Genomic DNA, 24,485 nt, shown 5'->3' on the forward strand with positions numbered 1-24,485 from the left:
GTATTCTGGAGAATCGAATGAAAATCGCAAAGAACACCGTCGTGTCGGTCGCTTACAAGCTGTCGGATGCGCAGGGCAATCTGATTGAAGAAAGCGACGAGCCGATGGTCTATCTGCACGGCGGCTATGATGGCACGTTCCCCAAGATCGAGGAAGAGCTCGACGGCCACGAGGCCGGTTTCGAGACCCAGATCCAGCTCGAGCCGCAAGACGCGTTCGGTGAGTACGACCCTGATCTCGTGAAGATCGAGCCGCGCAATCGCTTCCCGGAACCGCTCGAAGTCGGCATGCAATTCGAAGGCACGCCGGAAGAAGGCGACGAGGACCTCGATTCGCTCGTCTACGTGGTGACCGACGTCGCCGAAGATAAAGTCGTGCTCGACGGCAACCATCCGCTCGCCGGCATGGCGCTGCGTTTCGCGCTGACGGTGAAAGACGTGCGTCCTGCTACGGAAGACGAAATCCAGCACGAACACGCGCATGGCGCCGACGGCCTCGAAGTCCTCGACGAAGACGAGGACGACGAAGAAGAAGGCAAGTCAGGGCCCACGCTGCACTGAGCTTGCAGGCATGCCGGGCACGCTTGAAGAAGCGCCCGGCGTGTGCGGTTGAGCGGCGGAGGCGGGCGGCGTCGACGTGGCCGGCCCGTAACCGCCGCCACCCTGATCCGCCGGTATGCGCGGTTGCTGATCCGGTTGCGAGTCTCCGGGCGTCGGCAGCAGTGGCGGCAATTCCGACGCGGGTCCGAGAGCCGGTACAGCCGGCATCGAAGCAGCCGGTTCATCGTGCGGCAGCACGGGTTGCGCGGTGGGCATCGGCATTTGCCTGGGCACATCGCGCACACTTACGCGGAACGGCGGTTTCCTGCCGAGATCCGCATCCACCTGAATCCACTGGTTGAGTCGATCATGCGGCGCGAGCGCGACACGCGTGAGATTCGTCACCAGCATTCCCTTGTCATTGCGTAGCGGCTGATCGATCACGAAGCCGGCGCTTGCTCGTTCGTCGTCGCAATGAATCACTAGCACTGGCCCCCGGAAAATCTGCGCGAGTTTCACGAGGCTGCGTTTCAATTCCAGAAAACCGTCGCGGCGGGTGTTGCGTGCAAAGCGCAGCCACGCGAAACGGTCGGGCCGTTCGTAACGCTCAGGGTCCGGATCGCCTTGAATGAACACGACAAGCGCCCGCGCGTCGCGGCGTTTCGCATATTCGCCGGCATGTTCCAGCCAGAATGCATTGGCGATCACGCGATCTTCGAATTCGCCATTGCGGCCGCCCGCAGTCAGATAATGATTGTTCGGACTCGGCGCATTCAGGCCGACGAACACCGTATCGCCCACTTGCCAGCGCACGTTCTCGCGATAGGGGCGAAAGCGCGAGACTTCGCTTTCACGCGTCAATGCGATCGGGTTCTGACCCATCGAGGTGGCGTCGGCAAAAAGCGTTTGGCGCAACTGGTCGAGCCGTTCGGTCGGATCAAAACCGCCGGCTTCGCCGATGCCGCAATCGGCCCAGTCGTGCTGGCCGGGAATGAAGAAAAGGGCCGGCCGTGACGTTTCGAGCAGCGCGTGGCGGCGCTCATAAAGCGCATCGCGGCATGCTTCTTTCGCGCCCTTGAGATTGCCGTCGTACACGATGAACGACACATCGCGCTCGCGGCTGATCGCTTCGATCAACCGCTGCGTGGGCGCTTCGTCGGCGACGCTTTGCATCGTGTTGGCGATGACCGCGAAGGTATAGCGCGGCGTGTCGGCGTAGGCCGCCGGTGTGAAACCCGACAACCCCGCGAACAATCCCGCAAGCGGCACGCCACCACCGGTAAGTGTGAGGGCGAGGGTCAGCGCCGCGCGAAGTTTGCGCGGACGCCGCGGGGGCCTGTGTGAGTCAATGATCCGCATCCGGCGCGGCGGCCAGTTCATGCAATTCGTACAGCAGATCGAGTGCTTCGCGGGGCCGCAGATCGTTCGGATCGATGCCGCGCAGCCGCTCGACGAGTTCCTGCATGGCGGGCGACGCCGCCGGTCCCGTCTTCGCGTCGCGCTCGTCGTCCGCGTCTTCGAGCAGCATCGGCATGGGCGCGGCGAACAGGTCGAGTTGCGGCGCGGGCTGTGCGGCCGACTGCTGTTCCAGATGCGCAAGATGCTTGCGCGCCGCGCGAATCACCGCATTCGGCACGCCGGCGAGTTGCGCGACCTGCAGGCCGTAGCTCTGATTCGCCGGACCTTCGTTGACCGCGTGCAGGAACACGATGCCGTGCCCGTGCTCGACCGCCGACAAATGCACGTTGGCGGCCTGCGGAAACTCCGCCGGCAACTGCGTCAATTCGAAGTAGTGCGTGGCGAACAGCGTATGGCAACCGTTGTGCGCGAGCAGATGCCGCGCGATGGCCCACGCCAGCGCGAGGCCGTCGAACGTGGACGTGCCGCGGCCGATCTCGTCCATCAGTACGAGACTTTGCGGCGTGGCGTCGTTCAGGATCGCGGCGGCTTCGGTCATCTCGACCATGAAGGTCGAGCGCCCGCCGGCGAGATCGTCCGCTGCGCCGATGCGCGTGAAGATGCGGTCGATCGGCCCGAAGGCGGCGCGCCGGGCGGGCACATAACTGCCCACATAGGCGAGCAGCGCGATCAGCGCGGTCTGCCGCATGAAGGTCGATTTACCGCCCATGTTCGGGCCGGTGATCAGCAGCAGTTTGCGCTCGGGCGTGAGCGAGCAGTCGTTGGCGATGAACTGCTCGACCTGCGCCTCGACCACCGGATGCCGCCCCTGTTCGATTTCGATGCCGGCGTTGGCCGAGAACGTGGGCGCGACCCAATCGAGCGCGCGGGCGCGCTCGCCGAAGGCCGCCAGCAGATCGAGTTCGGCAAGCGCCGAAGCGACCCGCTGGCAATCCGGGATGAAGGGTAGCAGCGCCTGCAGCAGCGCGTCGTAGAGCGAGCGTTCGCGGGCGAGCGCCCGTTCCTGCGCGGAGAGCGCCTTGTCCTCGAACGTTTTCAGTTCCGGCGTGATGTAGCGTTCGGCATTCTTCAGCGTCTGACGGCGGCGATAGTCGTCGGGCACCTTGTCGGTCTGGCCGCGCGTGACTTCGATGTAGAAGCCATGCACCTTGTTGTATTCGACGCGCAGATTGCCGATACCCGTGCGTGCGCGCTCGCGGGTCTCGAGGTCGATCAGGAACTGCCCGCAGTTCTCCGAAATATCGCGCAGCTCGTCCAGTTCCGCATCGTAGCCACGAGCGATCACGCCGCCGTCGCGCACCATCGCCGACGGTTCCTGCGCGACCGCGCGCCTGAGCAGTTCGACGCAGGCTTGCGGCGGTTCCAGCGAAGCGTCGATGCGCGCCAGCGAATCCGCATCCGGCGCAACGGCCGCGAGCTGCGTGCGCAACTCGGGCAACGCAATGAAGGTATCGCGCAGGCTCGACAGATCGCGAGGCCGCGCGGACAGCAGCGCGAGACGCCCGGTGATGCGCTCGATGTCCGAGATCTGCCGCAATGCGCTGCGCAACGAATCGACGCTCGCGCCCGGCGGCGCGTCGAGCAAGGCGCCGATCGCCTGCTGACGCGCCTGCGCCACCGCCGATTCGCGCGGCGGATGATGTAGCCAGTGACGCAGCAGGCGGCTGCCCATGGTCGTGCAGCAGGTGTCGAGCAGCGAACACAGCGTAGGCGATTCCGTGCCGCGCAGTGTTTCCGTGAGTTCGAGGTTGCGGCGCGTGGCGGGGTCGAGGCCGATATATTCGGACTCGTATTCGACCTTCAGGCTGCGCACGTGGCGCAACTGCTGACCTTGCGTGGCCGCGGCATAGAGCAGCAGCGCGCCGGCCGCGCCGCATGCGCAGGTCAGGGAATGCGCGCCGAAGCCGTCGAGGCCCGCCACTTCCAGCTGATCGCACAAGCGTTGCGTGCCCGAGGTAACGTCGAAGTGCCAGACCGGCACGCGGGTGAGGGCGCCCGCATTGACCGGCGGCGTCCAGCTCGCCGAGTCGGTTGGTGTGTCGGCAACCAGAATTTCCGCGGGGCGAATGCGTTCGAGCGCGGCCGCCACCTGGTCGGGTGCGACTTCGGCGAGGCGCAACGCGCCGCTCGCAAGATTCAGCCATGCAAGGCCGACGCTGGTCGCGACGCCGCGTCGGTTATGCGCGACGCACATGGCCAGCAGATAGACGTCGCTCTTATCGGACAGCAGCGCTGCATCCGTGAGCGTGCCCGGCGTGACCACGCGCACCACTTTGCGCTCGACTGGACCCTTCGATGTAGCCGGGTCGCCGATCTGCTCGCAAATCGCGACGGATTCGCCGAGCTTCACGAGCTTGGCGAGATATTGTTCGACCGCGTGATGCGGCACGCCGGCCATCTTGATCGGATTGCCCGCCGACGCGCCACGCTGCGTGAGTGTCAGATCGAGCAGACGTGCGGCTTTTTCCGCATCTTCGAAAAAGAGTTCGTAGAAGTCGCCCATCCGGTAGAACACCAGCGTGCCGGGATGATCCGCTTTAATGCGGAGATATTGCTGCATCATCGGCGTATGCTGTGCGACGTCGTTGGCCGCTGCGGTTTGAATGCCCATCCTCGGTATCTTCTTGCGTTAGCTGTTCAGGGCGTGAGTTTAACCTGACGGGACGGCGGGCGGACCCTGGCCGGATGGCCAATCTGCGCTGCAAATCCGCATTCCGGCCAAACGCCGCGGCGAGCAGCCGACGCGAGCCGCACCGCGCCGCGCCTCAGCCGCATGAAGGCTTCATTCTTCCACCATCGCCCGTATATCCACCGTGCGTTCGTTCACCGCGCTGCGCCGCCTGGCGAGCCACATCATGAAAGTGATGAACGTGCCGAACACAACGATGATCCACTGCGCCGGCATCTTCGCCGTAAGCAGCAGCGCGTAGACGCCGAGCATCAGCAGCACCGCGAGGTTCTGGTTGAAATTCTGCACGGCGATCGAATGCCCCGCGGACAGCAGCGTCGCGCCGCGATGCTGAAGGATCGCGTTCATTGGCACGATGAAAAACCCTGACAGCGCGCCGAGCAGAATCATCAGCGGATAGGCGAGCAGAATGTAAAACGGCATGACGTACGTGCCGATGCGAATGCCTGAACCCGGCGGGAACAGGTCCTTGTTGTAGAAGGCCATGGCGATCGCCACCGCGCCGGTCAGAATGCCGACCGGCAACACGCGCAGCGACTTGCGCAACGGAATCAGCGCAGCGGCCGCCGCCGCGCCGACTGCGATGCCGAGACCCGTGACGCCCTGCATGACCGCCGCCTTCGAGAGCGACAGCCCGAGATTCACGTTGGCCCATTTGAGCACCAGCAATTGCAGCGTGACCGCGCCGCCCCACATCAGAGTCGTCACCCACAGCGCGATCTGCGCGAGTTTGTCGGCCCACAGCACGTTGAAGCAATGATAGAAATCGCCGACCAGTTTCTTCGGTTCGCTCAGGCGGCTTTCATAACGCGCGCCAGTGTCGGGAATGAAGATGTTGATCGCGGCGGCGATCGCATAGGTCACCATCGTCGCGAACATGGCGAGATCGGCGGAGGAACGGATCAGCGGCAGATGCGCATGCGCGACGAATTTGTCGGCGAAGGTGCTGATCAGCGCGCCGCCCACCATCGTGCCGACGATGGTCGACAGCACGGTGGCCGATTCGAGCCACGCGTTCGCCTTGACGAGTTTTTCCGCGGGCAGCAGTTCGGTGAGGATGCCGTACTTGGCCGGCGAATACGCGGCCGCGCCGAAGCCGACCACGCCGTAGGCAATCATCGGATGAACGCCCGCGACCATCATCAGGCAGCCGCTCGCCTTCAACGCGTTGGAGATGAACATGACGTGGCGCTTTTGCATCGAGTCAGCGAAAGCGCCGACGAACGGTGCAAGCAGCACGTACGAAACAGTGAAGAAAATCTGCAGCAGCGGCGTGACCCAGGCGGCCGAGCGAATCACGGAGAGCAGCGCGATGGCCGCGATCAACAGTGCATTGTCCGCCAGCGACGAAATAAACTGCGCCGCGATGATTGTGTAGAAGCCTTTTTTCATGAAGCGGATCGGAAGCTGCGCGAGACGGCGGGCGCAAGGCAGGGCGCAGCGAAAAACGCGCGAAACGCAGCCGGCAATGACCTGCGCCGGCGCGGCATTCCGCTTTGTAGCACGAACGCCCGCTGCATGCAGGCGCGCCAACGAAAAAGCGGCCGCAGCCGCTTTTTCATGTCCCGCTTGCCGGCGCCGCCCTCGTAGGGATTACGCCGCTTGCTGGCGCGTGCGGCTGTAGCGCGACAGGATCGGGATCATCTGCGCGTAGACCTTCGCGTTGCCCGCGACGATTTCGCCGACGTGCAAGAAATCCGAATCGCCCGTGTAGTTGCCGACCAGGCCACCCGCTTCCGTGATCAGCAGGCTGCCGGCGGCGACGTCCCACGCATTCAGGCCTTGCTCGAAGAAGCCGTCCATGCGGCCGGCGGCGACGTTTGCCAGATCGAGCGCGGCGGCGCCCGGACGGCGCAGGCCGGCGCACGCTTCGGTCATTTCAGCGAACTGGCGGCCGTACGCTTCCAGGCCGTCCCTTTCGCGGAACGGGAAGCCGGTGCCGATCAGGCCATCGGCCAGACGATCGCGCTTGGCCACGCGGATGCGGCGATCGTTGAGGAACGCACCACGACCGCGCGAGGCGGTGAACAGGTCGTTGCGGGTCGGGTCGTAGACTACGGCCTGCGTCACGATGCCCTTGTGCGCGAGCGCGATCGACACGCAGTAGTACGGAAAACCGTGGATGAAATTGGTGGTGCCGTCGAGCGGATCGATGATCCACTGGTATTCGGATTCGTTATCCGACTTGCCGGATTCTTCGGCGAGGATGGCGTGATCGGGGTAGGCGGTCTTGAGCGTGTCGATGATCGCCGCTTCAGACGCTTTGTCGACCTCCGTGACGAAATCGTTGTGCTGTTTCTTGCTGACCTGGACGAGATCGAGATCGAGCGACGCGCGGGTGATGATCTGTGACGCGCGGCGCGCGGCCTTCACAGCGATATTGAGCATGGGATGCATGAGACTGGATCCTTGTACCGGGGCAGCGCGGCTGCTGGCCGGAAAATGAGCGCTAACCTGCGCTAATTGGGCGCCCTCTAAGAGGCGCGGAAACAGCACGGAACGCTCGCCCGGTACAACCGGTGCGCATTCCGCCGACGGAGACGAATTGGATAAGAACGAGGCGTTCATGCAGTGCCAGACGGCAAAGCGGACGCGAATTCCGGCATTTTACCTGAGTCCGGACGCTGCGGCAGCGTTTGCTGGGCGGAGGTCGATTTGCCCGCGTTCTGCGCGGCTCGGTCCGGCATTCGCGAGCGCTTCGCCGCAGACATCTGCATGCGCGTCTGCGTTCATACCTGTGTTCGTTTGCGACCGGCCGCGGCGTTGGCGCTACCATACGCGTCTTTAGCCAGCCGAATTCCATCGTGGACCATACCCACCATTCCTCCGATCCCGCCGTAGCCGAACTGCGCGGCGGCTTCACCTCGACGCGCTTCGTGCTGGTCGAGCCGAGCCATCCGGGCAACGTCGGCGCCGCGGCACGCGCGCTGAAAACCATGGGTTTCTCGCGGCTCGTGCTGGTGTCGCCGCGCGTGCCGCACGTGCAAAGCGATCCGGAAGCCATCGCCATGGCGAGCGGAGCCGACGACGTGCTGGCGTCCGCGCACGTCGTGCCGACCCTCGCCGACGCCCTGAGCGGCGTGCACTGGTCGATCGCGCTGACCGCGCGGCTGCGCGAATATGGGCCGCCGCAATGGACGCCGCGTGCCGCCGCCAGCATCGCGCGCGAACAGGCGATGCATGGCGAGATCGCGCTGGTGTTCGGCAACGAGCGCACGGGTTTGTCGAACGAGGACGTCGAGCGGTGCAGCGCGCTGGCGCATATTCCCGCCAATCCTGCCTATAGCTCGCTCAACCTCGCGCAGGCCGTGCAGGTATTGGCGTATGAATTGCGCACAATGTATCTGTCGGCCGACAGCGGCGCGGCCGCGCCTCAGGCGGCGGCGGAGGGCGAACCCGTCGGTGCGCGCGCCGCGAGCGACGACATCGAGAGCATGTTCACGCATCTGGAAAGCGCGCTCGTCGCGCTCGATTTTCTTGACCCGGCCAATCCGAAGAAGCTGATGTCGCGCCTGCGCCGCCTGTTTGCGCGCTCGGGTCTCGAGCGTGAAGAAGTGAATATCGTGCGCGGCATCGCCAAACACATTTTGTTGAAGAGCAAGCCCAAGGACGACGCGTCCTGAAGGCCGCGTGTCATACCCGAACTGAATGCTTTCCCGTTAGCCGGCGACGACCCCGCCGGCAGCGTGGACTTCCGGCAGGTTTTCCGCAATCCCCCTACAATCCTCAAAACGTTCTAAGCAAAGCTGCCGCCGTGCTATGCGGCGAGCCACGCCGTCGTGCGCGCCAGCTTTCGCGTGCGGCTCTTTCTCCCACAACACAGTCCCTGCCATGTTCACGAGACTTCGCGAAGACATCGCCACGATCCGCGAGCGCGATCCCGCCGCCCGCAGCGCCTGGGAAGTCCTCACGTGTTATCCCGGCCTGCACGCGCTCTTGCTGCACCGGCTTGCGCATGCGTGCTGGCGAGCCAAACGCCGCTGGCTAGCGCGTTTCGTCTCGCAGATGGCGCGCTTCATGACCGGCATCGAAATTCATCCGGGCGCGACGCTCGGGCGGCGCGTGTTCATCGATCACGGCATGGGCGTGGTGATCGGCGAGACGGCGCAGATCGGCGACGACTGCACGATCTATCAGGGCGTCACGCTCGGCGGCACGTCGCTCACGCGCGGTGCGAAGCGGCACCCAACGCTCGAGCGCGGCGTGATCGTCGGCGCGGGCGCGAAGGTGCTCGGCGGTTTCACGATCGGCGCGGACGCGAAGATCGGATCCAACGCGGTGGTGACCAAGCCCGTGCCGGCACGTGGCACGGCGGTGGGTAACCCGGCACGGATCATCGTGCCGGCGGCGGCCACTGTGGCTCCGGAAGCGGCTAATGCCGATGCCGGCGGCGCCGCGCGCGAGGGCAAACGCTCCGCCGCAAGCAGCGGCTTCTGCGCATACGGCATCACGCCGAACGCCGACGATCCGGTGTCGCTGGCGATTCATGGGCTGATCGATCACGCGGCGACGCAAGCCAAGCGCATCGACGAAATCGTCGATGCGCTGGAGCGGCTGGGTACGAGTCTCGAAGGACTGCAAGGCGCCGATGCGGCGTTGCTCGATTTGCGGCGGTTGTCGGCCGCGATTGCAGGGAAAGGGGAAGCGGTGGCGGCGGAGCGGTGAAGTTATTCGCGCGCGCCGCCGACGCCGGCGCTATTGGCCGGCTTCTAACAGCAACGCTGCATGCGGCGCAGAGCGAGAGCAGCCACAACGCCGGCACGCGTGGCGTGGAACAGCGCGGAACTACCTTGCGCACGTGACCCGTCGGCACGGGTGCAATCAACTGCCGCCACACTCAACCCAACGGCAACGCCCGAATCCCTTCAGCGTCGATACGCAAATACCCACCACGGCGCTCGCCGTGGTCGAGATCCCAATCCGGCAGGACCCAGCGCGTGCCGCCCGGCTCGCGATGCCGCGCCGGCCGGTGCGTGTGCCCGTGAATGAGGGTCGCCGTTTTCGACGACTTGAATAACGCGGCCACGGCTGCCGCCGTCACATCGTATTTCGGCGAAACCGGCCGCGCGCGGCCTTGCTCGCTTTTCGAGCGCATGTTTTCGGCGAGCTTCTGACGCCAGCGCAACGGCCACGCGAGAAACAGCATCTGCGCGAACCGGTTACGCGCAAAACGCCGGAACACTTGATAGCCACGATCGGCCGTGCATAAGCCGTCGCCATGCGCGAGCGCGATACGCGTGCCGAACGCGGTGATCACGAACGGATCGGGCAGCCAGATCGCGCCGGCTGCTTTCATGAAGCGCTTGCCCAGCAGAAAATCGCGGTTGCCATGCATGATGTAGAGCGCGATGCCGCGTTCCGACAACGTATGCAGCAGCGCCGCCATGCGCGCGACGAACGGCTCGGCGAGCATGTCGTCGCCGATCCAGTACTCGAACAGATCGCCAAGTATGAACACCGAATCGGCCTGCTCGGCCGTGAAGCGGATGAAATGCTCGAACGCGGCGACCGTATGCGGGATCGCCTCGCTCAGATGAATATCGGAGAGGAAAAAAAACGGGCGTGCGGCGTGCGGGCGTTTGCCCTCGCCAGGCACGCCCGCGGCGACGCTTCGCAGCGGCGTTTCTTGCAGCATTGAAGGTGCCTGATATCAGTTCGAACGAATCGATGCTCGCTACGACTTAGTCGACGATCACAGCCTTTTCGATCACCACGTCGTCCGCCGGCACGTCCTGATGGAAGCCCTTCGAACCCGTCTTGACCTTCTTGATCTTCTCGACGATGTCGAGGCCTTCGACCACCTTGCCGAACACGGCGTAACCCCAGCCTTGCGGCGTCGGCGACGAGTGGTTCAGGAAGTCGTTGTCGTTCACGTTGATGAAGAATTGCGCCGTGGCCGAGTGCGGGTCGTTCGTGCGCGCCATGGCGACCGAGCCGTTGACGTTCTTCAGACCGTTGTTCGCTTCATTCGGGATCGGCTCGCCCGTCGGCTTCTGCTTCATGCCGGGTTCGAAGCCGCCGCCCTGGATCATGAAGCCGTCGATCACGCGGTGGAACACCGTGTTGTCGTAGTGGCCGGCCTTCACGTAGTTGAGGAAGTTCTCAACCGACTTCGGCGCCTTTTCAGCGTCCAGTTCGAGTTTGATGACGCCGTGGTTCGTATGCAGTTCAACCATGATGGAATCCTTTGATGAACAGGGTGGATAAAAGGCGCGGCGAGTCGTCAAGAGTTGACGTTGAGCCGCGCCGGGGCGTGGATTGAGCGCTGACGCTTTTCTCGTGCGCGCGCCTGACTGCGGCGCGCGTCCTGTTGCTGCAATTACTTGCCGACGACCGTGGCCGACTCGATCACGACCGGCTTTTGCGGCACGTCGCTCATCGGGCCGCGCGAGGTGGTGGGCGTGCCTTCGATCTTCTTCACGACGTCCATGCCGCCCGTGACTTTGCCGAACACCGCATAGCCGTTGCCGTCCGGATTCGGATAGTCGAGGCCGGCATTGTCCACCGTGTTGATGAAGAATTGCGCGGTGGCCGAATTCGGGTCGCTGGTGCGCGCCATGGCGAGCGTGCCCGTCATGTTCTTCAGACCGTTACGGCTTTCGAGCGGAATTGGCGCGCGCGTCGGCTTCTCCGCGAAGCTTTGCGTATAGCCGCCGCCCTGAATCATGAAACCACGAATCACGCGATGGAAAATCGTGCCGCTGTACTGGCCGGACTTCACATAGTCGAGGAAGTTGGCGACCGTCTTGGGCGCTTTCTCAGGATACAACTCGACGCGGATGTCGCCTTCCGATGTCTTGAAGAGGACGGACGGATGCGCGGCTTGCGAACCGGACTGGGCAAATGCGGGAGCGTTTGCGATCAGGGCGGCGCTGCCGAGCGCCAACATCAACCATTTCATGAAGATCCTCAGGGTTGGAAAAAACGTATTGCGCGAAACGTGATGGCTTTACTTCGACGGCGCCATGTAGGGCGGCATGGCGAGCGAGCCGTTCGCACCGCCGTACTGGAAGCTCGGCGTTTGCGTCATGTTCGAGGTGGCGCGGGCGGTGTAGTCGTCTTCGGTGCTAACGGCCTGTTTCGCCCGGGCCGCGGTCTTGACCGGCGAGATGACTTTCTGAATGTCCGCGAGCCGCTGCGTGGTGGTGGGGCTCACCTTGCCCAGGCTCTGCGCGTGGCGATAAGCCTCATTGGCCATGCGCAGGTAAAGGTCGCCGAGATTCTCGTAGGCGAGGCCGTAGCCCGGGTTGACCTTGGTCGCCGTTTCGAGCGCGACACGCGCTTCGGCGTATTGACCATGCTTCGCGTAAAGCGCGGCGAGGTTGTTGTAGGGCTCGGGCAACTCAGGGTAGGTCTGCGTGAGTTCGGTGAACGCGACGATAGCTTCGTCGTCGCGATTCAGGTGGGCGAGCACCGTGCCGCGCTTGAACTTCGCTTGCGCGTCGCGCGGATTCGAGGCGATGCGCGCGTCGAGCTGGGTCAGCGAGGCGGCCCAGTTTTTCTGCGCGATCGATGCGTCGATTTCCGGCGTGTTGTCGCGCACGGCGGGGCCCTGCGGCAGCGTGGCGGTTTTCTGCGCAAAGGCGGCCGCGGCCGGCATGGCCGCAAGGGCAAGCGCCACGGTGACGCGCAAGGTGAGCGCCCGCGTGGCGCCACCGAAGGCTGTCGCGGCGAGGGTCGCAGCGCTGCGCGCGCGGCCGCTTGAAGGTTTCATAGGCTCAGGTCTGGATGTTATACTCCGACCCATTCTAACAAAAGGTCTGCGCGTTCCGTCGAACCGCAAACTGTCTTTTCGCCACTCGTGGTCGTCTCCGCCTTGATCGCAGCCTGACCGCCGCACCAGGTGCACCGGTTTTGCTGTATGCGACGCGCCCGCCGTCCGGTTCTTGACTGGCGGGGCACGCCGCGCATGAAACACATTGCGGATTTCTTTCGGCCCACGCACCGTTCTCTATGGAATCACTGCGCATCTACAACACGCTCGCGCGTGACAAGCAAACTTTCGTGCCGCTGCAAGAAGGCGTCGTGCGAATGTACGTCTGCGGGATGACCGTGTACGACTATTGTCACGTCGGTCATGCGCGGGTGATGGTCGTGTTCGACATCGTGCAGCGCTGGTTGCGCACGCTCGGCTACGACGTGACCTACGTGCGTAATATCACGGATATTGATGACAAGATCATCCGGCGCGCAGTGGAGAACGGCGAGACCATCAAGGCGCTGACCGATCGCTTCATCAACGCATTGCACGAAGACGCGGACGCACTCGGCATCCAGCGGCCTGACATCGAACCGCGCGCCACGGATTTCATTCCGCAGATGCTCGGCATGATCGAGCAGCTCGAAGCGAACGGCTACGCCTATCAGGCAGGCGACGGCGACGTGAACTATGCGGTGCGCAAGTTCGCGAACTACGGCAAGCTGTCGGGCAAGTCGCTCGAAGATCTGCGCGCGGGCGAACGCGTCGCGGCGAACGACGCGAAGCAGGACCCGCTCGATTTCGTCTTGTGGAAACAGGCCAAGCCGGAAGAGCCTGCGGATACAGGCTGGGATTCGAAGTATGGGCGCGGCCGTCCAGGCTGGCATATCGAATGCTCAGCAATGGGCTGCACATTGCTCGGCGAACATTTCGACATTCACGGCGGCGGGCAAGACCTGCAGTTTCCGCACCATGAAAACGAAATAGCGCAAAGTGAAGCCGCTACCGGTCAAACCTTCGTCAATTTCTGGATGCACAACGGCTACGTACAGATCGACAATGAGAAGATGTCGAAGTCGTTGAACAACTTCTTTACGATCCGCGAAGTATTGGCGCAGTACGATGCCGAGGTCGTGCGTTTCTTTATCGCACGCGCGCATTACCGCTCGCCGTTGAATTACAGCGACGTGCATATCGACGACGCCCGCAACGCTCTTGCGCGTTTGTACACCGCGCTGAAAGATGTCACGCCGGACGCCGCCGAGCTCGACTGGAATGAGGCGCATGCGCTTCGTTTCCAGGCAGCAATGAATGACGACTTCAACACACCGGTTGCAGTGTCGGTGTTGTTCGAGTTGGCAACAGAAGTGAATCGCACGCGCGACCCCGCGCTGGCCCGTCAATTGCGCTCGCTGGGCGCGGTGATCGGACTGCTTGGCCGCGAGCCGCGTGCATACCTGCAGCAGGCAGCGGGGGCTGCAGCTGAGGGCGCGCTCGAGCCCGCCGCGATCGAAGCGAAGATCGCGGCGCGCGTGGCCGCCAAACAGGCGAAGGACTATGCGGCAGCAGACCGGATCCGGGCCGAATTGCTCGAGGCCGGCGTTGCACTTGAAGACAAACCCGGCGGGTTGACCGAGTGGCGGCGCGTGTGAGCGCACCCCGACTTACCCTTTGATCGACTCGCCAGGCAGGAGGCAGGATGGCAACGGCCACGAAGACGCCGGCTAAACGAGCCGCGTCTCAAACAAACGCGGCAGCCGCGGCAAAGTCGACACGCACGTCGGCTCGCACGGGCAGCGGCGTGGTAAGGAAAGCATCGTCGAAAGCCGCCGGGGTGGTGGCCAAGACCGCAGCGGGCGCAGCGAAAAAGACCACCGTGCAGCGTGCGCTCAACGGCGCGTCGGCGCACGCTCCTGTCGCGAAGCGCGCGAAGCCGCAGCGTGCGAAGAGCAACGGCGCCTTGTCGGCGGAACTGGCCGGTGACGTGCAGGAACTCGCCCGCATCAAGGTCGAGGGGCACGAAGGCGAAGTGGTGCGCAAGACGCGCGCGTCCGCAACCGCGGGCGGCGAAGCGGCGAGCGCGAGCGAAGCCGCGGTGCCGGTGCAGATCGCTGGCCTCACGCCTGAAGTCACGCGTCCGGCCTATTGGGACAAGGCGTGTGCCGACCTCGTCAAGCGCGATCGCATTCTGAAGAAACTGATTCCGAAGTTCGGCCCAGTGCATCTGCTGAGTCGCGGCGATCCGTTCGTCACGCTCGCGCGTTCGGTGGTCGGGCAGCAGATTTCGGTCGCGTCCGCGCAGGCCGCCTGGGCGAAGGTCGAGGCCGCGTGTCCCAAGCTCGTGCCGCAGCAGTTCATCAAGCTCGGTCTGGAAAAGCTGACCACGTGCGGACTGTCCAGGCGCAAAGCCGAATACGTGCTCGATCTCGCGCAGCATTTCGTTTCGGGCGCGCTGCACGTCGGCAAATGGACGTCGATGGAAGACGAGGCCGTGATCGCCGAACTCACGCAGATTCGCGGCATCGGCCGCTGGACTGCGGAGATGTTCCTGATCTTCAACCTGTCGCGCCCCGACGTCCTGCCGCTCGACGACCTGGGCCTGATTCGTGCGATCAGCGTCAACTATTTCAGTGGCGAACCGGTCACACGCAGCGAAGCGCGCGAGGTCGCCGCCAACTGGGAGCCGTGGCGCACCGTCGCCACCTGGTATATGTGGCGTAGTCTTGACCCGTTGCCGGTCGACTACTGAAAAAAGAAGAAATGGGACTATTTCAAAAGCTATCAAAGGTTAAAGATTGATAGTTGCGAGATGGTTTTGACATCGGCCCGCGCGGTTAGAATACGCGCTGCCGGTAAGTCCAAGGATTACAAACAATGAAGACCACGTTTCTGGATTTCGAACAGCCGATCGCTGAACTCGAAGCGAAGATCGAAGAATTGCGCTTCGTGCAGGACGATTCGGCCGTCGATATTTCGGAAGAGATCGAGCGGCTGTCCAAGAAGAGTCAACAGCTCACCAAAGATCTGTACGCGAACCTCACGCCGTGGCAGGTTTCGCAAATCGCCCGTCATCCGCAACGCCCGTACACGTTCGACTACGTGAGCGAGTTGTTCACCGACTTCCACGAATTGCACGGCGACCGCAACTATGCGGACGACCTGTCGATCGTCGGCGGCCTCGCGCGTTTCAACGGCCAGGCGTGCATGGTGATCGGCCATCAGAAGGGCCGCGATACCAAGGAGCGCGCGCTGCGCAACTTCGGCATGCCGCGTCCGGAAGGCTATCGCAAGGCCGAACGTCTGATGCGTCTCGCCGAAAAATTCGGCTTGCCGATTTTCACGTTCATCGACACGCCGGGCGCGTATCCGGGCATCGGCGCGGAAGAGCGCGGGCAGTCGGAAGCGATCGGCCGCAATCTTTACGTCATGGCCGAACTGAAAACGCCGTTGATCGCGACGATCATCGGCGAAGGCGGTTCGGGCGGCGCGTTGGCCATTGCAGTCGGCGACAGCGTGCTGATGCTGCAATTCTCGACCTATTCGGTGATCTCGCCGGAAGGCTGCGCGTCGATTCTGTGGAAGAGCGCCGCGAAGGCGCCGGAAGCTGCGGAAGCGCTCGGTTTGACCGCGCATCGTCTGAAGGCGCTCGGCCTGATCGACAAGATCGTGAACGAGCCGCTGGGCGGCGCGCATCGCGATCCGAAAGGCATGGCCGCGATGCTGCGCCGTGCGCTCGCCGATTCGCTGCGCCAGTTCCAGGGCATGAGCATCAACGACCTGCGTCAACGCCGTTTCGAACGGCTGATGTCGTACGGCAAATTCAAGGAAACGACGCCGGGTGCCTAAGCCCGCGCGCGTTTTCTTTCGTCCTTCAGCGCTTCATGCGCTAGCGACGTGACCTCCACCGCCGAAACACCCGCCGACCGCCTCGTTCTCGAGGCGGTCGGCTTTTCTTTGTCTGCGCTTCCCGCTAGCGCGCGTATTGCGATTGCCTTCAGCGGCGGGGTGGATTCGAGTGTGCTGCTCGATGCCGCGGCGCGTGTCGCGGGCGCGTCGCGTTGCATCGCGCTGCATGTGCATCATGGACTGAGCGCGCATGCCGATGCATGGCTCGCGCACTGCGAGGCGTTTGCGCTGGAGCGTGGCGTCGAGTTCGCGGCAGAGCGCGTCGAGGTGTCGCGTGATGCGGGCGTAAGCGTCGAAGCCGCCGCACGCGATGCGCGTTATCGCGCGCTGGACGAGATGTGCGCGTCGCGCGGCGTCGCCACGCTGTGGCTCGCACAGCATGCGGACGATCAGGCTGAGACCGTGTTGTTGCAATTGCTGCGCGGCGCTGGTCTCGCCGGTCTTGCCGCGATGGCGCCCGAGTATTTGCCGGCGAATGCGTCGGCAACGCGCGTGCGGCCTTTGCTTCACCTGTTGCGCGCACAGCTCGAGCAATACGCTGGCGAGCGTGCGTTGCGTTGGATCGACGATGAATCGAATGCCGATACACGCTACGCCCGCAATGCGTTGCGCCACGAAGTGACGCCCGCGCTGGCCGTGCACTTTCCGGGCTTTCGCGACGCGCTTGCGCGCACGGCGGCGCATGCGGCGTCGGCGCAGCGTTTGCTCGATACGCTTGCGCGCATCGATATGGAAGAAGCGTCACGCGACGAAGGGCGCGCGCTATCGCACGATGCATTGCTGGCGCTTGACGACGACCGCGCGCTGAATCTTCTGCGTTACTGGATGCGCACATTGGGCTTCGTCGCCGCATCGAACGCGCGTCTTGGCGATGCGCTGCGTCAGTTGCGTGAGATCGGCGCGGCGGGCGAGGGCCATGGTCTGCGTATCGATCACGCGGGACATGCGTTGCGCAGCTATCGCGGCGTGATCTATTGGGAACCGGGAGACAGTAGCGAGCCCGCCGACGAAACCGCGCTCGTCGCGCGCGCGGTCAGCGAGCTCGCGTGGCAGGGCGAGTCGATCTGGCGATTGCCGCAATGGCGCGGCACGTTTGTATTCGCCCACGCCGCGGTTGGTGATGCCGACGCGACGATTCCCGTGAGCGTTTTGCAGCGTGCGGTGTTGAGCGCGCGTCCGCGCAGCGGCGGCGAACGCATGCGCACGAGCGACGCGCCCGGCGCACCGAGCCGCACGTTGAAGAATCTGTTCCAGGAGCGCGGCATTCCCGCATGGAAGCGCGATGTGCCGCTGCTTTACATCGGCGATGAACTGCTGTTCGTGCCCGGGCTCGGGATCAATCGCGCTACGTTGCCGCAGCCGATCGACGAGGCCGAATCGCGCGTCAGGATCGTCTGGCGCGTGGATCTGCTGATCGCCTGACCGGCCGGTCGGACACCTCGATTGTCCATGCGGCGAATCCGGAAATAGGGCGCAAATCCGCATGAAACAGGCCTTTGCAGCGCATATTCAGCGTGATCCGATGGCCTTTCCGGCTTGTCTTTTTGCGCTCGATCGGGTACGTTAACTTGTTTGCCCGACCCGATTTCGCCTTCGCTTTTGTTGAATTAGTCGGTTTGCGATCGTGATCCGTCGTTTCCGGTAAGCCATCAGCGATCATTCCCGGGCAAATCCGCGCGTGCTGCACGCGTGCTGCATTTACGCCGCCACACACTCTGCCGTCGTTCACAAGACGTTGCGCTTCTGTGCTTTTGTGCGGTCGTCTCCAGCGCGCCAGCGCGGTTTCTCCTCCAGTTCAGAACGACAATGGCACTCATCGTACACAAATACGGCGGCACCTCGATGGGCTCGGTCGAGCGCATCAAGAACGTCGCCAAGCGCGTCGCGAAATGGCACAAGGCTGGCCACAAGATGGTCGTCGTGCCGTCGGCGATGTCCGGCGAAACCAACCGCTTACTCGGTCTCGCGAAGGAAATCACGGGTCAGCCGAGCCCGCGCGAACTCGACATGATTGCCGCCACGGGCGAGCAGGTCAGCTCGGGTCTGCTCGCCATCGCGCTGCAGGAAGCCGGCGTCGACGCGGTCAGCTACGCCGGCTGGCAAGTGCCGGTCAAAACGGATAGCGCGTTCACGAAAGCGCGCATTAGCGAAATCGACGGCGAGCGCGTGCTGCGCGATCTCGACGCGGGCAAGGTGGTGGTGATCACCGGCTTCCAGGGCATCGATCCTGACGGCAACATCACCACGCTCGGCCGCGGCGGTTCGGATACGTCGGCGGTCGCGGTCGCGGCCGCGTTGAAAGCCGATGAATGCCTGATCTACACCGACGTCGACGGGGTCTACACGACCGACCCGCGCGTGGTGGAAGAGGCGCGCCGGCTCGATCGCGTGACGTTCGAAGAAATGCTGGAAATGGCAAGCCTGGGTTCGAAGGTGCTGCAGATCCGCTCGGTGGAATTCGCCGGCAAATATCAGGTGAAGACACGTGTGTTGTCGAGCCTGACCGATCCGCTGATACCGCTCGACGCTGAAATGAAGTCGGGCACCCTGATTACTTTTGAAGAAGACGAGACCATGGAAAAAGCAGTCATCTCGGGCATCGCGTTTCAGCGCGACGAAGCTCGTATCGCCGTGATGGGTGTGCCCGACAAGCCGGGCATCGCGTATCAGATTCTCGGCCCGGTGGCGGACGCGAATATCGACGTCGACATGATCATCCAGAACCAGAGCGTGGAAGGCAAAACGGCGTTCACGTTCACGGTCGGCCGTGGCGACTATCAACGCGCCATGGACATCCTCACGAACCAGGTGAAGGGTCACGTGCAGGCCGAGCAGGTGCTGGGCGATCCGAAGGTGTCGAAGGTCTCGGTGGTGGGCGTCGGCATGCGCTCGCATGTGGGTATCGCGAGCACGATGTTCCGCACGCTGTCGGAAGAGGGCATCAACATCCAGATGATCTCGACCTCCGAAATCAAGATCTCGGTGCTGATCGACGAGAAGTATATGGAGCTCGCCGTGCGCGCGCTGCATAAAGCGTTCGAGCTGGATCAGGCGTAAGTAGTTTTGAATAGGCGGGGCGTGCAAGAGCGTCCCGTTTGTTTTGCGCGGCCGCGGTGGCCCAGGTGAATAAATTGCGTCGCCAATGACGAAACTGGCACAAAAACTGTCCGCCAGACATTGACCTTCGCGGTTCGGCCCGCTATTATCTTGGCTTCGTCGCGCTGACTCCCTGCGCGACCGAAAGTTTGGGAGACGTGGCCGAGAGGTCGAAGGCACTCCCCTGCTAAGGGAGCATCTGGGCCAAAACCTGGATCGAGGGTTCGAATCCCTCCGTCTCCGCCAGAAGTGGTAGAGAGAACCCCGCAGAGTCTAGGCTCTGCGGGGTTTTTGTTTTTTTGGGGGTGTTGCAGTTCGAACGGATCAGCACGACAACGGGTCGCGTCACCCGCGTTCGCAGCGGTACGCGCAGTCCGGTTCTCCCGCAACCAACATTTAGCTCAGCTTGTAAATCGCCGCGGCCGTGTCATGCAGAAGTCTTCGTTGCTCCGAAACGCTGAATTCCGCTATCACCTCAAAGTACGCGCGATACAGTTTTTCGAAGCTGCAGGCCAGCTTGCTTATCGGCATATGACTGGCAAACATGCATCGATCGGGGCCGAAGACTTCAATGGTTTCCAGTATCCAAGGCCGGACCTGAGCGACCGTCCAATGAATGCCGAAGATGCACTCCAGCCCGAATATTTTCACTGCCACATTGGGACACGCGCTCACCGCATTCATTTCACGTTTCCACGCCGCCTGGCCTTCGCTGGTCAGGTCAAGTGGCCAGCCCATGGCGGGCAGCACGAACTGAGTGTCGGGAAACGCGGTCGCCAGCGAAGCAAGTTCGGGCAGTTGCGGCGCGAACATTTCCAGTTCGCAAATCACGCCATGTCCGCGCAGCGACGCGAGCCCGCGTCGCCATGCCTGGTCCGACATGAGGTCGGGCCTTGGCGCATAGCGAAGCAGCGGGTTCGCCGGATGCCAGCCCAGATGCTGGCGAACGCAACGGATCCGTTGCGCTGACGAATACGCGTCTAGCGTGGCCGGCAGATCAGGACTCGAAAAATCGACCAGCGCGATGATGCCGTCAGGGCGTCGTGTCGCGTCCGCCAGTTCCTGTGCCCAGCCTGCCTCGCCCACCGGATCGGTCGACATAAATTCCGCCCAGACTGTGCCGACGACATTTAACGCGGTCGTGTCGCGCGCGTAGTCGTCGGGTAAGTAGACGCGGGGGAGCGCGCCGTAATCGCCGACGAGCGCTTCGAAGCCTTCGCTGCGCGTCGCGAAGACGGGGTAATGGAAGCGTCGGGCGTCGTAGAAGTGTTGGTGACAGTCAAGGATCGGCAGCGCGGCGCAGTCCATCGTCCAGGTCTCCGTACGAGAGCCGGCACTGAAGCACAGTGCCTGTCCAGCGAGGTTAGCACGAGTCGCTTCTGCATCCCGCGAAGTCCCCCGGCGTGTTCTCGCAGCCGATTCCCATCGCGGGTTCACCGTTGCTCATTGTCCCTTCAGGTCGCCCTCAAAACGCGTGCCTCAACCCCACCATCCCGACAAACTGCGAAGGCCCCGATGACGGCGTCGTATTCTGCGAATCCCCGACCACGGCCACCGCGTCGGTGATGCTCGTGGCGCCGCCCGCCGCGATCAGCGTCTTGCCGCGCGCGAGCTGATACGCTTCCAGCGCGTACAACGTGGTGCGCGCCGAGAGGTTATAGGTCTGCTCCAGCGAAATCTGGTGATAGCGCGCCGGATCGCTCATGCCATTCGCCTTGCTCGCGCGCGTATAGCTGTAGCCGGCGCCGACGATCACCGCCGGCGTAATCCGATACGTCGAAATCACGCCGTACGTGTTGAATACCGCTTCGCTGGCAAATAGCGAACCGGAGCCCGGCGCATACTGCACGTTCGAATAGTTGACGCCGACCATCAGGTCCCGCAGGTTATAACGAGCGGCCGCGGCGAACAGTTGCGCGCTGCGTGCCGTCGCATAACCGCTATTCACCGGCGAGTTGATGGCGAAGGTGCCGAGCGCCGCGCTCGTCGCAATGTCTTTCAGCTTGACATAGCCCGCCGCGACCGCGAACGGCTTGTAGTCGTAGCGAAACGCCGCGCTGAAATTGCTGCCGTTGGCCACGCTGCCCGGCACGCCGCCCAAGCCGTATTGCGCGCTAAATTGCAGGCCGGCGATGTTCGGAGATAGATAGGTTACCGAATTATTGAAGCGCAGCGTGGTGTCGAGCGCATCGACATCGCCCGGGTGCGCGCCGGTCGCGCCGGTCAGCACGCCGGTCGGCCCGAGTGCGCCGACCATCTGGAAGTAGGGCGTGTATTGACGGCCGAGCGTGAAGGTCCCGTACCGGTCGTTGCTCAGCCCGACATAGGCCTGCCGATTGAATAGGAAACCCGCGCTGCTCTGCGCGCCCGTCAGCGAGTTGAAGCCGCTCTCCAGCCGGAAAATCGCTTTCGTGCCGCCGCCGATGTCTTCCGAACCGAGCAAGCCGAACTTGCTCGCCTGCAGGTTGCCCTGACTCATGTAGAAGTTGGCGTGACCGCGCTGATTGCTGACATAGGTGAACGCGTTATCGACGACACCGTACAACGTGACGCTGCTTTGCGCCGCCGCGTCGCTCGACAGCGCGGCGCCCGCGAACGGCAGGCACGAGAGGACGAGTGCGCGTGTACGCGCACGCTTGAATGAGTTCATCGCTTGCAGGTCTCCGGATTAGATGAGCGGCCTGAGTGCTACAGGCCGGTGATGCGGGCTTGTTTAGTGGGCCATGGAAATCGTCAGGCATCGCCAGCCGTCGGCGGTGTGATCGGCCACGAGTGCGCCGCCGATGCATTCGACCGCGCGCGCTTCGTCCTTCGGCACAAAGATCCGGACTTCGCGCTGCGGCTGCGGCATCCAGCCTTCGCGTTCGACTGAAACTCGCAAGGTGCTCGCGTCGCCGGCCAGCGTGATGTGCCAGCGGCCTTGCGCGCCTTCGCGCCAGGCTTCGCTCTCGCCGTCGTCTTCGACGCAGCCGCCGCGCGTGGTGCCAACGCCGGCTTGCGGCACGGCGATGAACGCCCGTTCGTCGGCGGGGCGGCCGAAGTGTTGTTCAGCGACGTTCAATGGAATCACGCTGCCCTCGCGCAGCAGGATCACCGGCTGCTCGAACGGCGCGGGCAGGTTCACGGTCTGGCCGCCGTCGAACGTTTCGCCGCCCCAGTACGCCACCCAGCGCGAGCCGGACGGCAGATACACGTCACGCGTCGACTGGCCCGCGTCGACCACCGGCGCGACCAGCATCGAGGAACCGAGCATCATGTCGTCGCCGTCCACGAGGCAGCGTGGGTCGCGGGGAAACTCGGCGAACATCGGGCGCAAGACGGGTTCGTAGGCGCTGTGCGATTGCCAGAGCAACTCGTACAGGTAAGGAATGAAGCGGTAGCGCAGTTTGATCAGCGCGGCAACCTGCGGCGTGACTTCGGGGTACATCCACGGTTCGTTGACGGTGCCGTCGTCGTTCCACGAATGAATGCTGAAGCGCGGCAGGAAGATGCCGAACGCGACCCAGCGCGCGAACAGTTCCGGGCCCGGCGCCGGGCCGGAGAATCCGCCGATGTCGTGGCCGCTGTTGGAGATGCCGGACATGGCGAGGCCAAGGCCCATCTTCAGATTGAAACGCAGCGTTTCCCACGACGTGTAGTTGTCGCCGGACCAGGTCTGCACATAGCGATGCATGCCGACGCCGCCCGAACGCGACACGAGAAAGGGCCGCTTCTCAGGCGCGTGCTCGCGCTGCGCGTCGTGCGACGCGCGCATCATCAATTGCGTTTGCAGCACCTTGGCCTCGCGCGCCGGATACGCCGCGCCGAAGCCGCGTGCGATCGCGTCGGGCGACCAGATCTCGAATTCGTTGTTGTCGTTCCACGTGGCCGCGATGCCGTGCTTCAGGAGACTGTCCTTGACGCGCGCCTTCCACCAGTCGATGGTGTCGGGATTGGTGAAATCCAGATACGCGCCCACTTCGTCCCAGAACTGCACCCAGGCAGGACTGCCGTCGCGCGACTCGATCAGCAGGCCGGCTCGGGCAACGTCCTCGAATGCGGGATGGTCTTGCAGCAGGCAAGGTTTGATGTTCGCGCACAGACGCACGCCGTGGTCGAGATAGCTTTGCACGAAGCCGTCGATATCTGGAAACTTCTCGTGATTCCAGTTGAACACGTAGCGCTTCGCGCCAATCGACGTATAGCCCGACGACAGATGGAACGAATCGCACAGCACGTCGTGTTCGCCGCATCGTTCGATGAATTCGCCCATGCGTTGCTGCGCGTCGGGCGCATCGGTGTAGCTCATCGTCGAGCCGGAATAGCCGAGTCCCCACTTCGGCATCCACGCCGGCCGTCCGGTCAGCCATGTAAAACGACGCACCGCGTGCAGGGGCGTGCCCGCCGACGCGATGAAGTAATAGTCGAGATCGCCATGCTCGGCGACGAAGTGGCGGTAGTGGCCGTGATAGTTGTCCAGCTCGCGGCCCATGTCGAAGCGGCAATCGGCGAGCGTGTCGTAGAAAAGTCCGAAGCCCGTCGACGTCTGCGGCTGCCAGGTCACGTAGAACGGGATGTGCTTGTAGAGCGGATCGGTGGTGCGCGCGCTGTAGCCCATTGCGTCGATATTGCGCATCTCGTAGCTTTGCTGCGCGCGATCCAGCGACCCGGCGCGCTCGCCGAGGCCGACATACATTTCATCCCGGCGCCGCTCGATGTAGTGATACACGCGCTCGTCCCACCAGCCGAAGTTATACGCCTGCGTCTTGCGATCGCTCATCACGCGCTGCCATGCGTCGTCGTGCAGGATGTCCCAGGCGCAGAAGCCGCCGTCGAGCGTGACCGTCAGGCGGATGCACGCCGTTTCGATCACCACCTGTTGCGCGTCGCTGGACACCTCGAACGGCGGCGGCGTGAAGCCGCTCAGGTCGCGCCGCTCGCGCCCTTCGAGCGCGACGTCGTCTTCGCCCGGCGCAATCGACCAGGTGCGCGGCCCATGCAGTTCGCCGTCAGGCAGCACGAGCACGCGGATGATGTCTTCTGCGAGCACGAACAGTTCGATCCGGCATTGTGCCTGCGCGGCGAGAACGATGTGATTGCCGGTCTGTGTCGACAGCGAGAAGCGCGGCGGGTGCTTCAGATTCGTCGGTGAATGCAT

General features: G+C 63.5%; 19 protein-coding genes and 1 tRNA gene. 9 read left to right on the forward strand and 11 right to left on the reverse strand.

Annotation, left to right across the window (positions count from 1 at the left end):
* The first annotated feature begins 17 nt into the window (after positions 1-17).
* On the forward strand, positions 18-560 hold the full coding sequence (locus B0G82_RS13225; protein WP_012433513.1) for a peptidylprolyl isomerase: 543 nt from the start codon (positions 18-20) through the stop codon (positions 558-560).
* Here the strand turns inward: B0G82_RS13225 and B0G82_RS13230 are convergent.
* The 4 genes from B0G82_RS13230 to B0G82_RS13245 all read right to left on the reverse strand — a co-directional run bounded on the left by B0G82_RS13230 (position 540) and on the right by B0G82_RS13245 (position 7,044).
* Positions 540-1,898, reverse strand: a complete 1,359-nt coding sequence (locus B0G82_RS13230; RefSeq protein ID WP_121308682.1) for a hypothetical protein — start codon at positions 1,896-1,898, stop codon at positions 540-542. The two genes, B0G82_RS13225 and B0G82_RS13230, sit on opposite strands and share 21 nt — an antisense overlap.
* A complete protein-coding gene (gene mutS, locus B0G82_RS13235; protein ID WP_121307606.1) occupies positions 1,885-4,569 on the reverse strand; it encodes a DNA mismatch repair protein MutS in 2,685 nt (894 codons plus the stop codon). Before mutS ends, B0G82_RS13230 begins: the two co-directional genes overlap by 14 nt.
* A 171-nt stretch (positions 4,570-4,740) precedes the next feature.
* Positions 4,741-6,039, reverse strand: a complete 1,299-nt coding sequence (gene lplT / locus B0G82_RS13240) for a lysophospholipid transporter LplT (RefSeq protein ID WP_121308683.1) — start codon at positions 6,037-6,039, stop codon at positions 4,741-4,743.
* A 201-nt stretch (positions 6,040-6,240) separates the two neighbouring features.
* Positions 6,241-7,044: an inositol monophosphatase family protein gene (locus B0G82_RS13245; protein WP_106279526.1), complete on the reverse strand. Its 804-nt coding sequence runs from the start codon at positions 7,042-7,044 to the stop codon at positions 6,241-6,243.
* A 407-nt stretch (positions 7,045-7,451) separates the two neighbouring features.
* On the opposite strand from B0G82_RS13245, the gene B0G82_RS13250 reads away from it, so the two are divergent.
* On the forward strand, positions 7,452-8,270 hold the full coding sequence (locus B0G82_RS13250) for an RNA methyltransferase (RefSeq protein ID WP_121308684.1): 819 nt from the start codon (positions 7,452-7,454) through the stop codon (positions 8,268-8,270).
* A 208-nt stretch (positions 8,271-8,478) separates the two neighbouring features.
* Positions 8,479-9,312: a serine O-acetyltransferase gene (gene cysE, locus B0G82_RS13255; RefSeq protein ID WP_121307607.1), complete on the forward strand. Its 834-nt coding sequence runs from the start codon at positions 8,479-8,481 to the stop codon at positions 9,310-9,312.
* 172 nt (positions 9,313-9,484) lie between these two features.
* On the opposite strand, the gene B0G82_RS13260 is transcribed toward cysE, so the two are convergent.
* The 4 genes from B0G82_RS13260 to B0G82_RS13275 all read right to left on the reverse strand — a co-directional run bounded on the left by B0G82_RS13260 (position 9,485) and on the right by B0G82_RS13275 (position 12,361).
* Positions 9,485-10,282, reverse strand: coding sequence for a UDP-2,3-diacylglucosamine diphosphatase (locus tag B0G82_RS13260; RefSeq protein WP_106279530.1), 798 nt, complete (start codon positions 10,280-10,282; stop codon positions 9,485-9,487).
* A 46-nt stretch (positions 10,283-10,328) separates the two neighbouring features.
* Complete coding sequence (locus B0G82_RS13265; protein ID WP_106279532.1) at positions 10,329-10,823, reverse strand: peptidylprolyl isomerase; 495 nt, start codon at positions 10,821-10,823, stop codon at positions 10,329-10,331.
* A 143-nt stretch (positions 10,824-10,966) separates the two neighbouring features.
* The gene (locus B0G82_RS13270; RefSeq protein ID WP_106279534.1) at positions 10,967-11,548 is read right to left on the reverse strand and encodes a peptidylprolyl isomerase; all 582 of its coding nucleotides are present in this window, start codon (positions 11,546-11,548) and stop codon (positions 10,967-10,969) included.
* A gap of 48 nt (positions 11,549-11,596) precedes the next feature.
* A complete protein-coding gene (locus B0G82_RS13275; protein WP_116140178.1) occupies positions 11,597-12,361 on the reverse strand; it encodes a tetratricopeptide repeat protein in 765 nt (254 codons plus the stop codon).
* A gap of 239 nt (positions 12,362-12,600) precedes the next feature.
* Here B0G82_RS13275 and cysS point away from each other — a divergent pair, with 239 nt between their 5' ends.
* The 6 genes from cysS (at position 12,601) to B0G82_RS13305 (ending at position 19,594) form a co-directional block, all read left to right on the forward strand.
* Positions 12,601-13,998, forward strand: a complete 1,398-nt coding sequence (gene cysS, locus B0G82_RS13280; RefSeq protein WP_116140180.1) for a cysteine--tRNA ligase — start codon at positions 12,601-12,603, stop codon at positions 13,996-13,998.
* A 47-nt stretch (positions 13,999-14,045) separates the two neighbouring features.
* A complete protein-coding gene (locus B0G82_RS13285; RefSeq protein WP_116117630.1) occupies positions 14,046-15,095 on the forward strand; it encodes a DNA-3-methyladenine glycosylase in 1,050 nt (349 codons plus the stop codon).
* Between the two features lie 125 nt (positions 15,096-15,220).
* Positions 15,221-16,192 carry an acetyl-CoA carboxylase carboxyltransferase subunit alpha gene (locus B0G82_RS13290; protein ID WP_074283028.1) on the forward strand — a complete coding sequence of 324 codons (972 nt, stop codon included), beginning with the start codon at positions 15,221-15,223 and terminating at the stop codon, positions 16,190-16,192.
* Positions 16,193-16,240: 48 nt separating this feature from the next.
* Positions 16,241-17,674 (forward strand): tRNA lysidine(34) synthetase TilS, encoded by a 1,434-nt coding sequence (tilS, locus tag B0G82_RS13295; protein WP_116140184.1) that lies wholly within the window; start codon positions 16,241-16,243, stop codon positions 17,672-17,674.
* A gap of 384 nt (positions 17,675-18,058) precedes the next feature.
* A complete protein-coding gene (locus B0G82_RS13300; RefSeq protein ID WP_106279546.1) occupies positions 18,059-19,309 on the forward strand; it encodes an aspartate kinase in 1,251 nt (416 codons plus the stop codon).
* 191 nt (positions 19,310-19,500) lie between these two features.
* Positions 19,501-19,594 (forward strand) — tRNA-Ser (locus B0G82_RS13305).
* 150 nt (positions 19,595-19,744) lie between these two features.
* On the opposite strand, the gene B0G82_RS13310 is transcribed toward B0G82_RS13305, so the two are convergent.
* From B0G82_RS13310 to B0G82_RS13320, 3 genes are all read right to left on the reverse strand, one after another.
* Positions 19,745-20,656, reverse strand: a complete 912-nt coding sequence (locus B0G82_RS13310; RefSeq protein ID WP_121307608.1) for an amidohydrolase family protein — start codon at positions 20,654-20,656, stop codon at positions 19,745-19,747.
* Between the two features lie 157 nt (positions 20,657-20,813).
* The gene (locus B0G82_RS13315) at positions 20,814-21,998 is read right to left on the reverse strand and encodes a porin (protein WP_121307609.1); all 1,185 of its coding nucleotides are present in this window, start codon (positions 21,996-21,998) and stop codon (positions 20,814-20,816) included.
* A 63-nt stretch (positions 21,999-22,061) separates the two neighbouring features.
* Entirely contained in the window at positions 22,062-24,485 is a 2,424-nt protein-coding gene (locus B0G82_RS13320; protein WP_121307610.1) for a glycoside hydrolase family 31 protein, read from the reverse strand.

The sequence above is a fragment of the Paraburkholderia sp. BL17N1 genome (assembly GCF_003634175.1).
In the GTDB taxonomy this organism is placed as follows: Bacteria; Pseudomonadota; Gammaproteobacteria; order Burkholderiales; family Burkholderiaceae; genus Paraburkholderia.

What these genes read in the sequence shown, in the direction of transcription:
- B0G82_RS13300 (WP_106279546.1), top strand. Translation starts at nt 18,059, where the DNA reads ATGGCACTCATCGTACACAAATACGGCGGCACCTCGATGGGCTCGGTC.
- B0G82_RS13260 (WP_106279530.1), bottom strand. Translation starts at nt 10,282, where the DNA reads ATGCTGCAAGAAACGCCGCTGCGAAGCGTCGCCGCGGGCGTGCCTGGC.
- cysE (WP_121307607.1), top strand. Translation starts at nt 8,479, where the DNA reads ATGTTCACGAGACTTCGCGAAGACATCGCCACGATCCGCGAGCGCGAT.
- mutS (WP_121307606.1), bottom strand. Translation starts at nt 4,569, where the DNA reads ATGGGCATTCAAACCGCAGCGGCCAACGACGTCGCACAGCATACGCCG.
- B0G82_RS13320 (WP_121307610.1), bottom strand. Translation starts at nt 24,485, where the DNA reads ATGCATTCACCGACGAATCTGAAGCACCCGCCGCGCTTCTCGCTGTCG.
- lplT (WP_121308683.1), bottom strand. Translation starts at nt 6,039, where the DNA reads ATGAAAAAAGGCTTCTACACAATCATCGCGGCGCAGTTTATTTCGTCG.
- B0G82_RS13230 (WP_121308682.1), bottom strand. Translation starts at nt 1,898, where the DNA reads ATGCGGATCATTGACTCACACAGGCCCCCGCGGCGTCCGCGCAAACTT.
- B0G82_RS13315 (WP_121307609.1), bottom strand. Translation starts at nt 21,998, where the DNA reads ATGAACTCATTCAAGCGTGCGCGTACACGCGCACTCGTCCTCTCGTGC.
- B0G82_RS13285 (WP_116117630.1), top strand. Translation starts at nt 14,046, where the DNA reads ATGGCAACGGCCACGAAGACGCCGGCTAAACGAGCCGCGTCTCAAACA.
- B0G82_RS13225 (WP_012433513.1), top strand. Translation starts at nt 18, where the DNA reads ATGAAAATCGCAAAGAACACCGTCGTGTCGGTCGCTTACAAGCTGTCG.
- B0G82_RS13245 (WP_106279526.1), bottom strand. Translation starts at nt 7,044, where the DNA reads ATGCATCCCATGCTCAATATCGCTGTGAAGGCCGCGCGCCGCGCGTCA.
- cysS (WP_116140180.1), top strand. Translation starts at nt 12,601, where the DNA reads ATGGAATCACTGCGCATCTACAACACGCTCGCGCGTGACAAGCAAACT.
- B0G82_RS13265 (WP_106279532.1), bottom strand. Translation starts at nt 10,823, where the DNA reads ATGGTTGAACTGCATACGAACCACGGCGTCATCAAACTCGAACTGGAC.
- B0G82_RS13310 (WP_121307608.1), bottom strand. Translation starts at nt 20,656, where the DNA reads ATGGACTGCGCCGCGCTGCCGATCCTTGACTGTCACCAACACTTCTAC.
- B0G82_RS13290 (WP_074283028.1), top strand. Translation starts at nt 15,221, where the DNA reads ATGAAGACCACGTTTCTGGATTTCGAACAGCCGATCGCTGAACTCGAA.
- B0G82_RS13275 (WP_116140178.1), bottom strand. Translation starts at nt 12,361, where the DNA reads ATGAAACCTTCAAGCGGCCGCGCGCGCAGCGCTGCGACCCTCGCCGCG.
- B0G82_RS13270 (WP_106279534.1), bottom strand. Translation starts at nt 11,548, where the DNA reads ATGAAATGGTTGATGTTGGCGCTCGGCAGCGCCGCCCTGATCGCAAAC.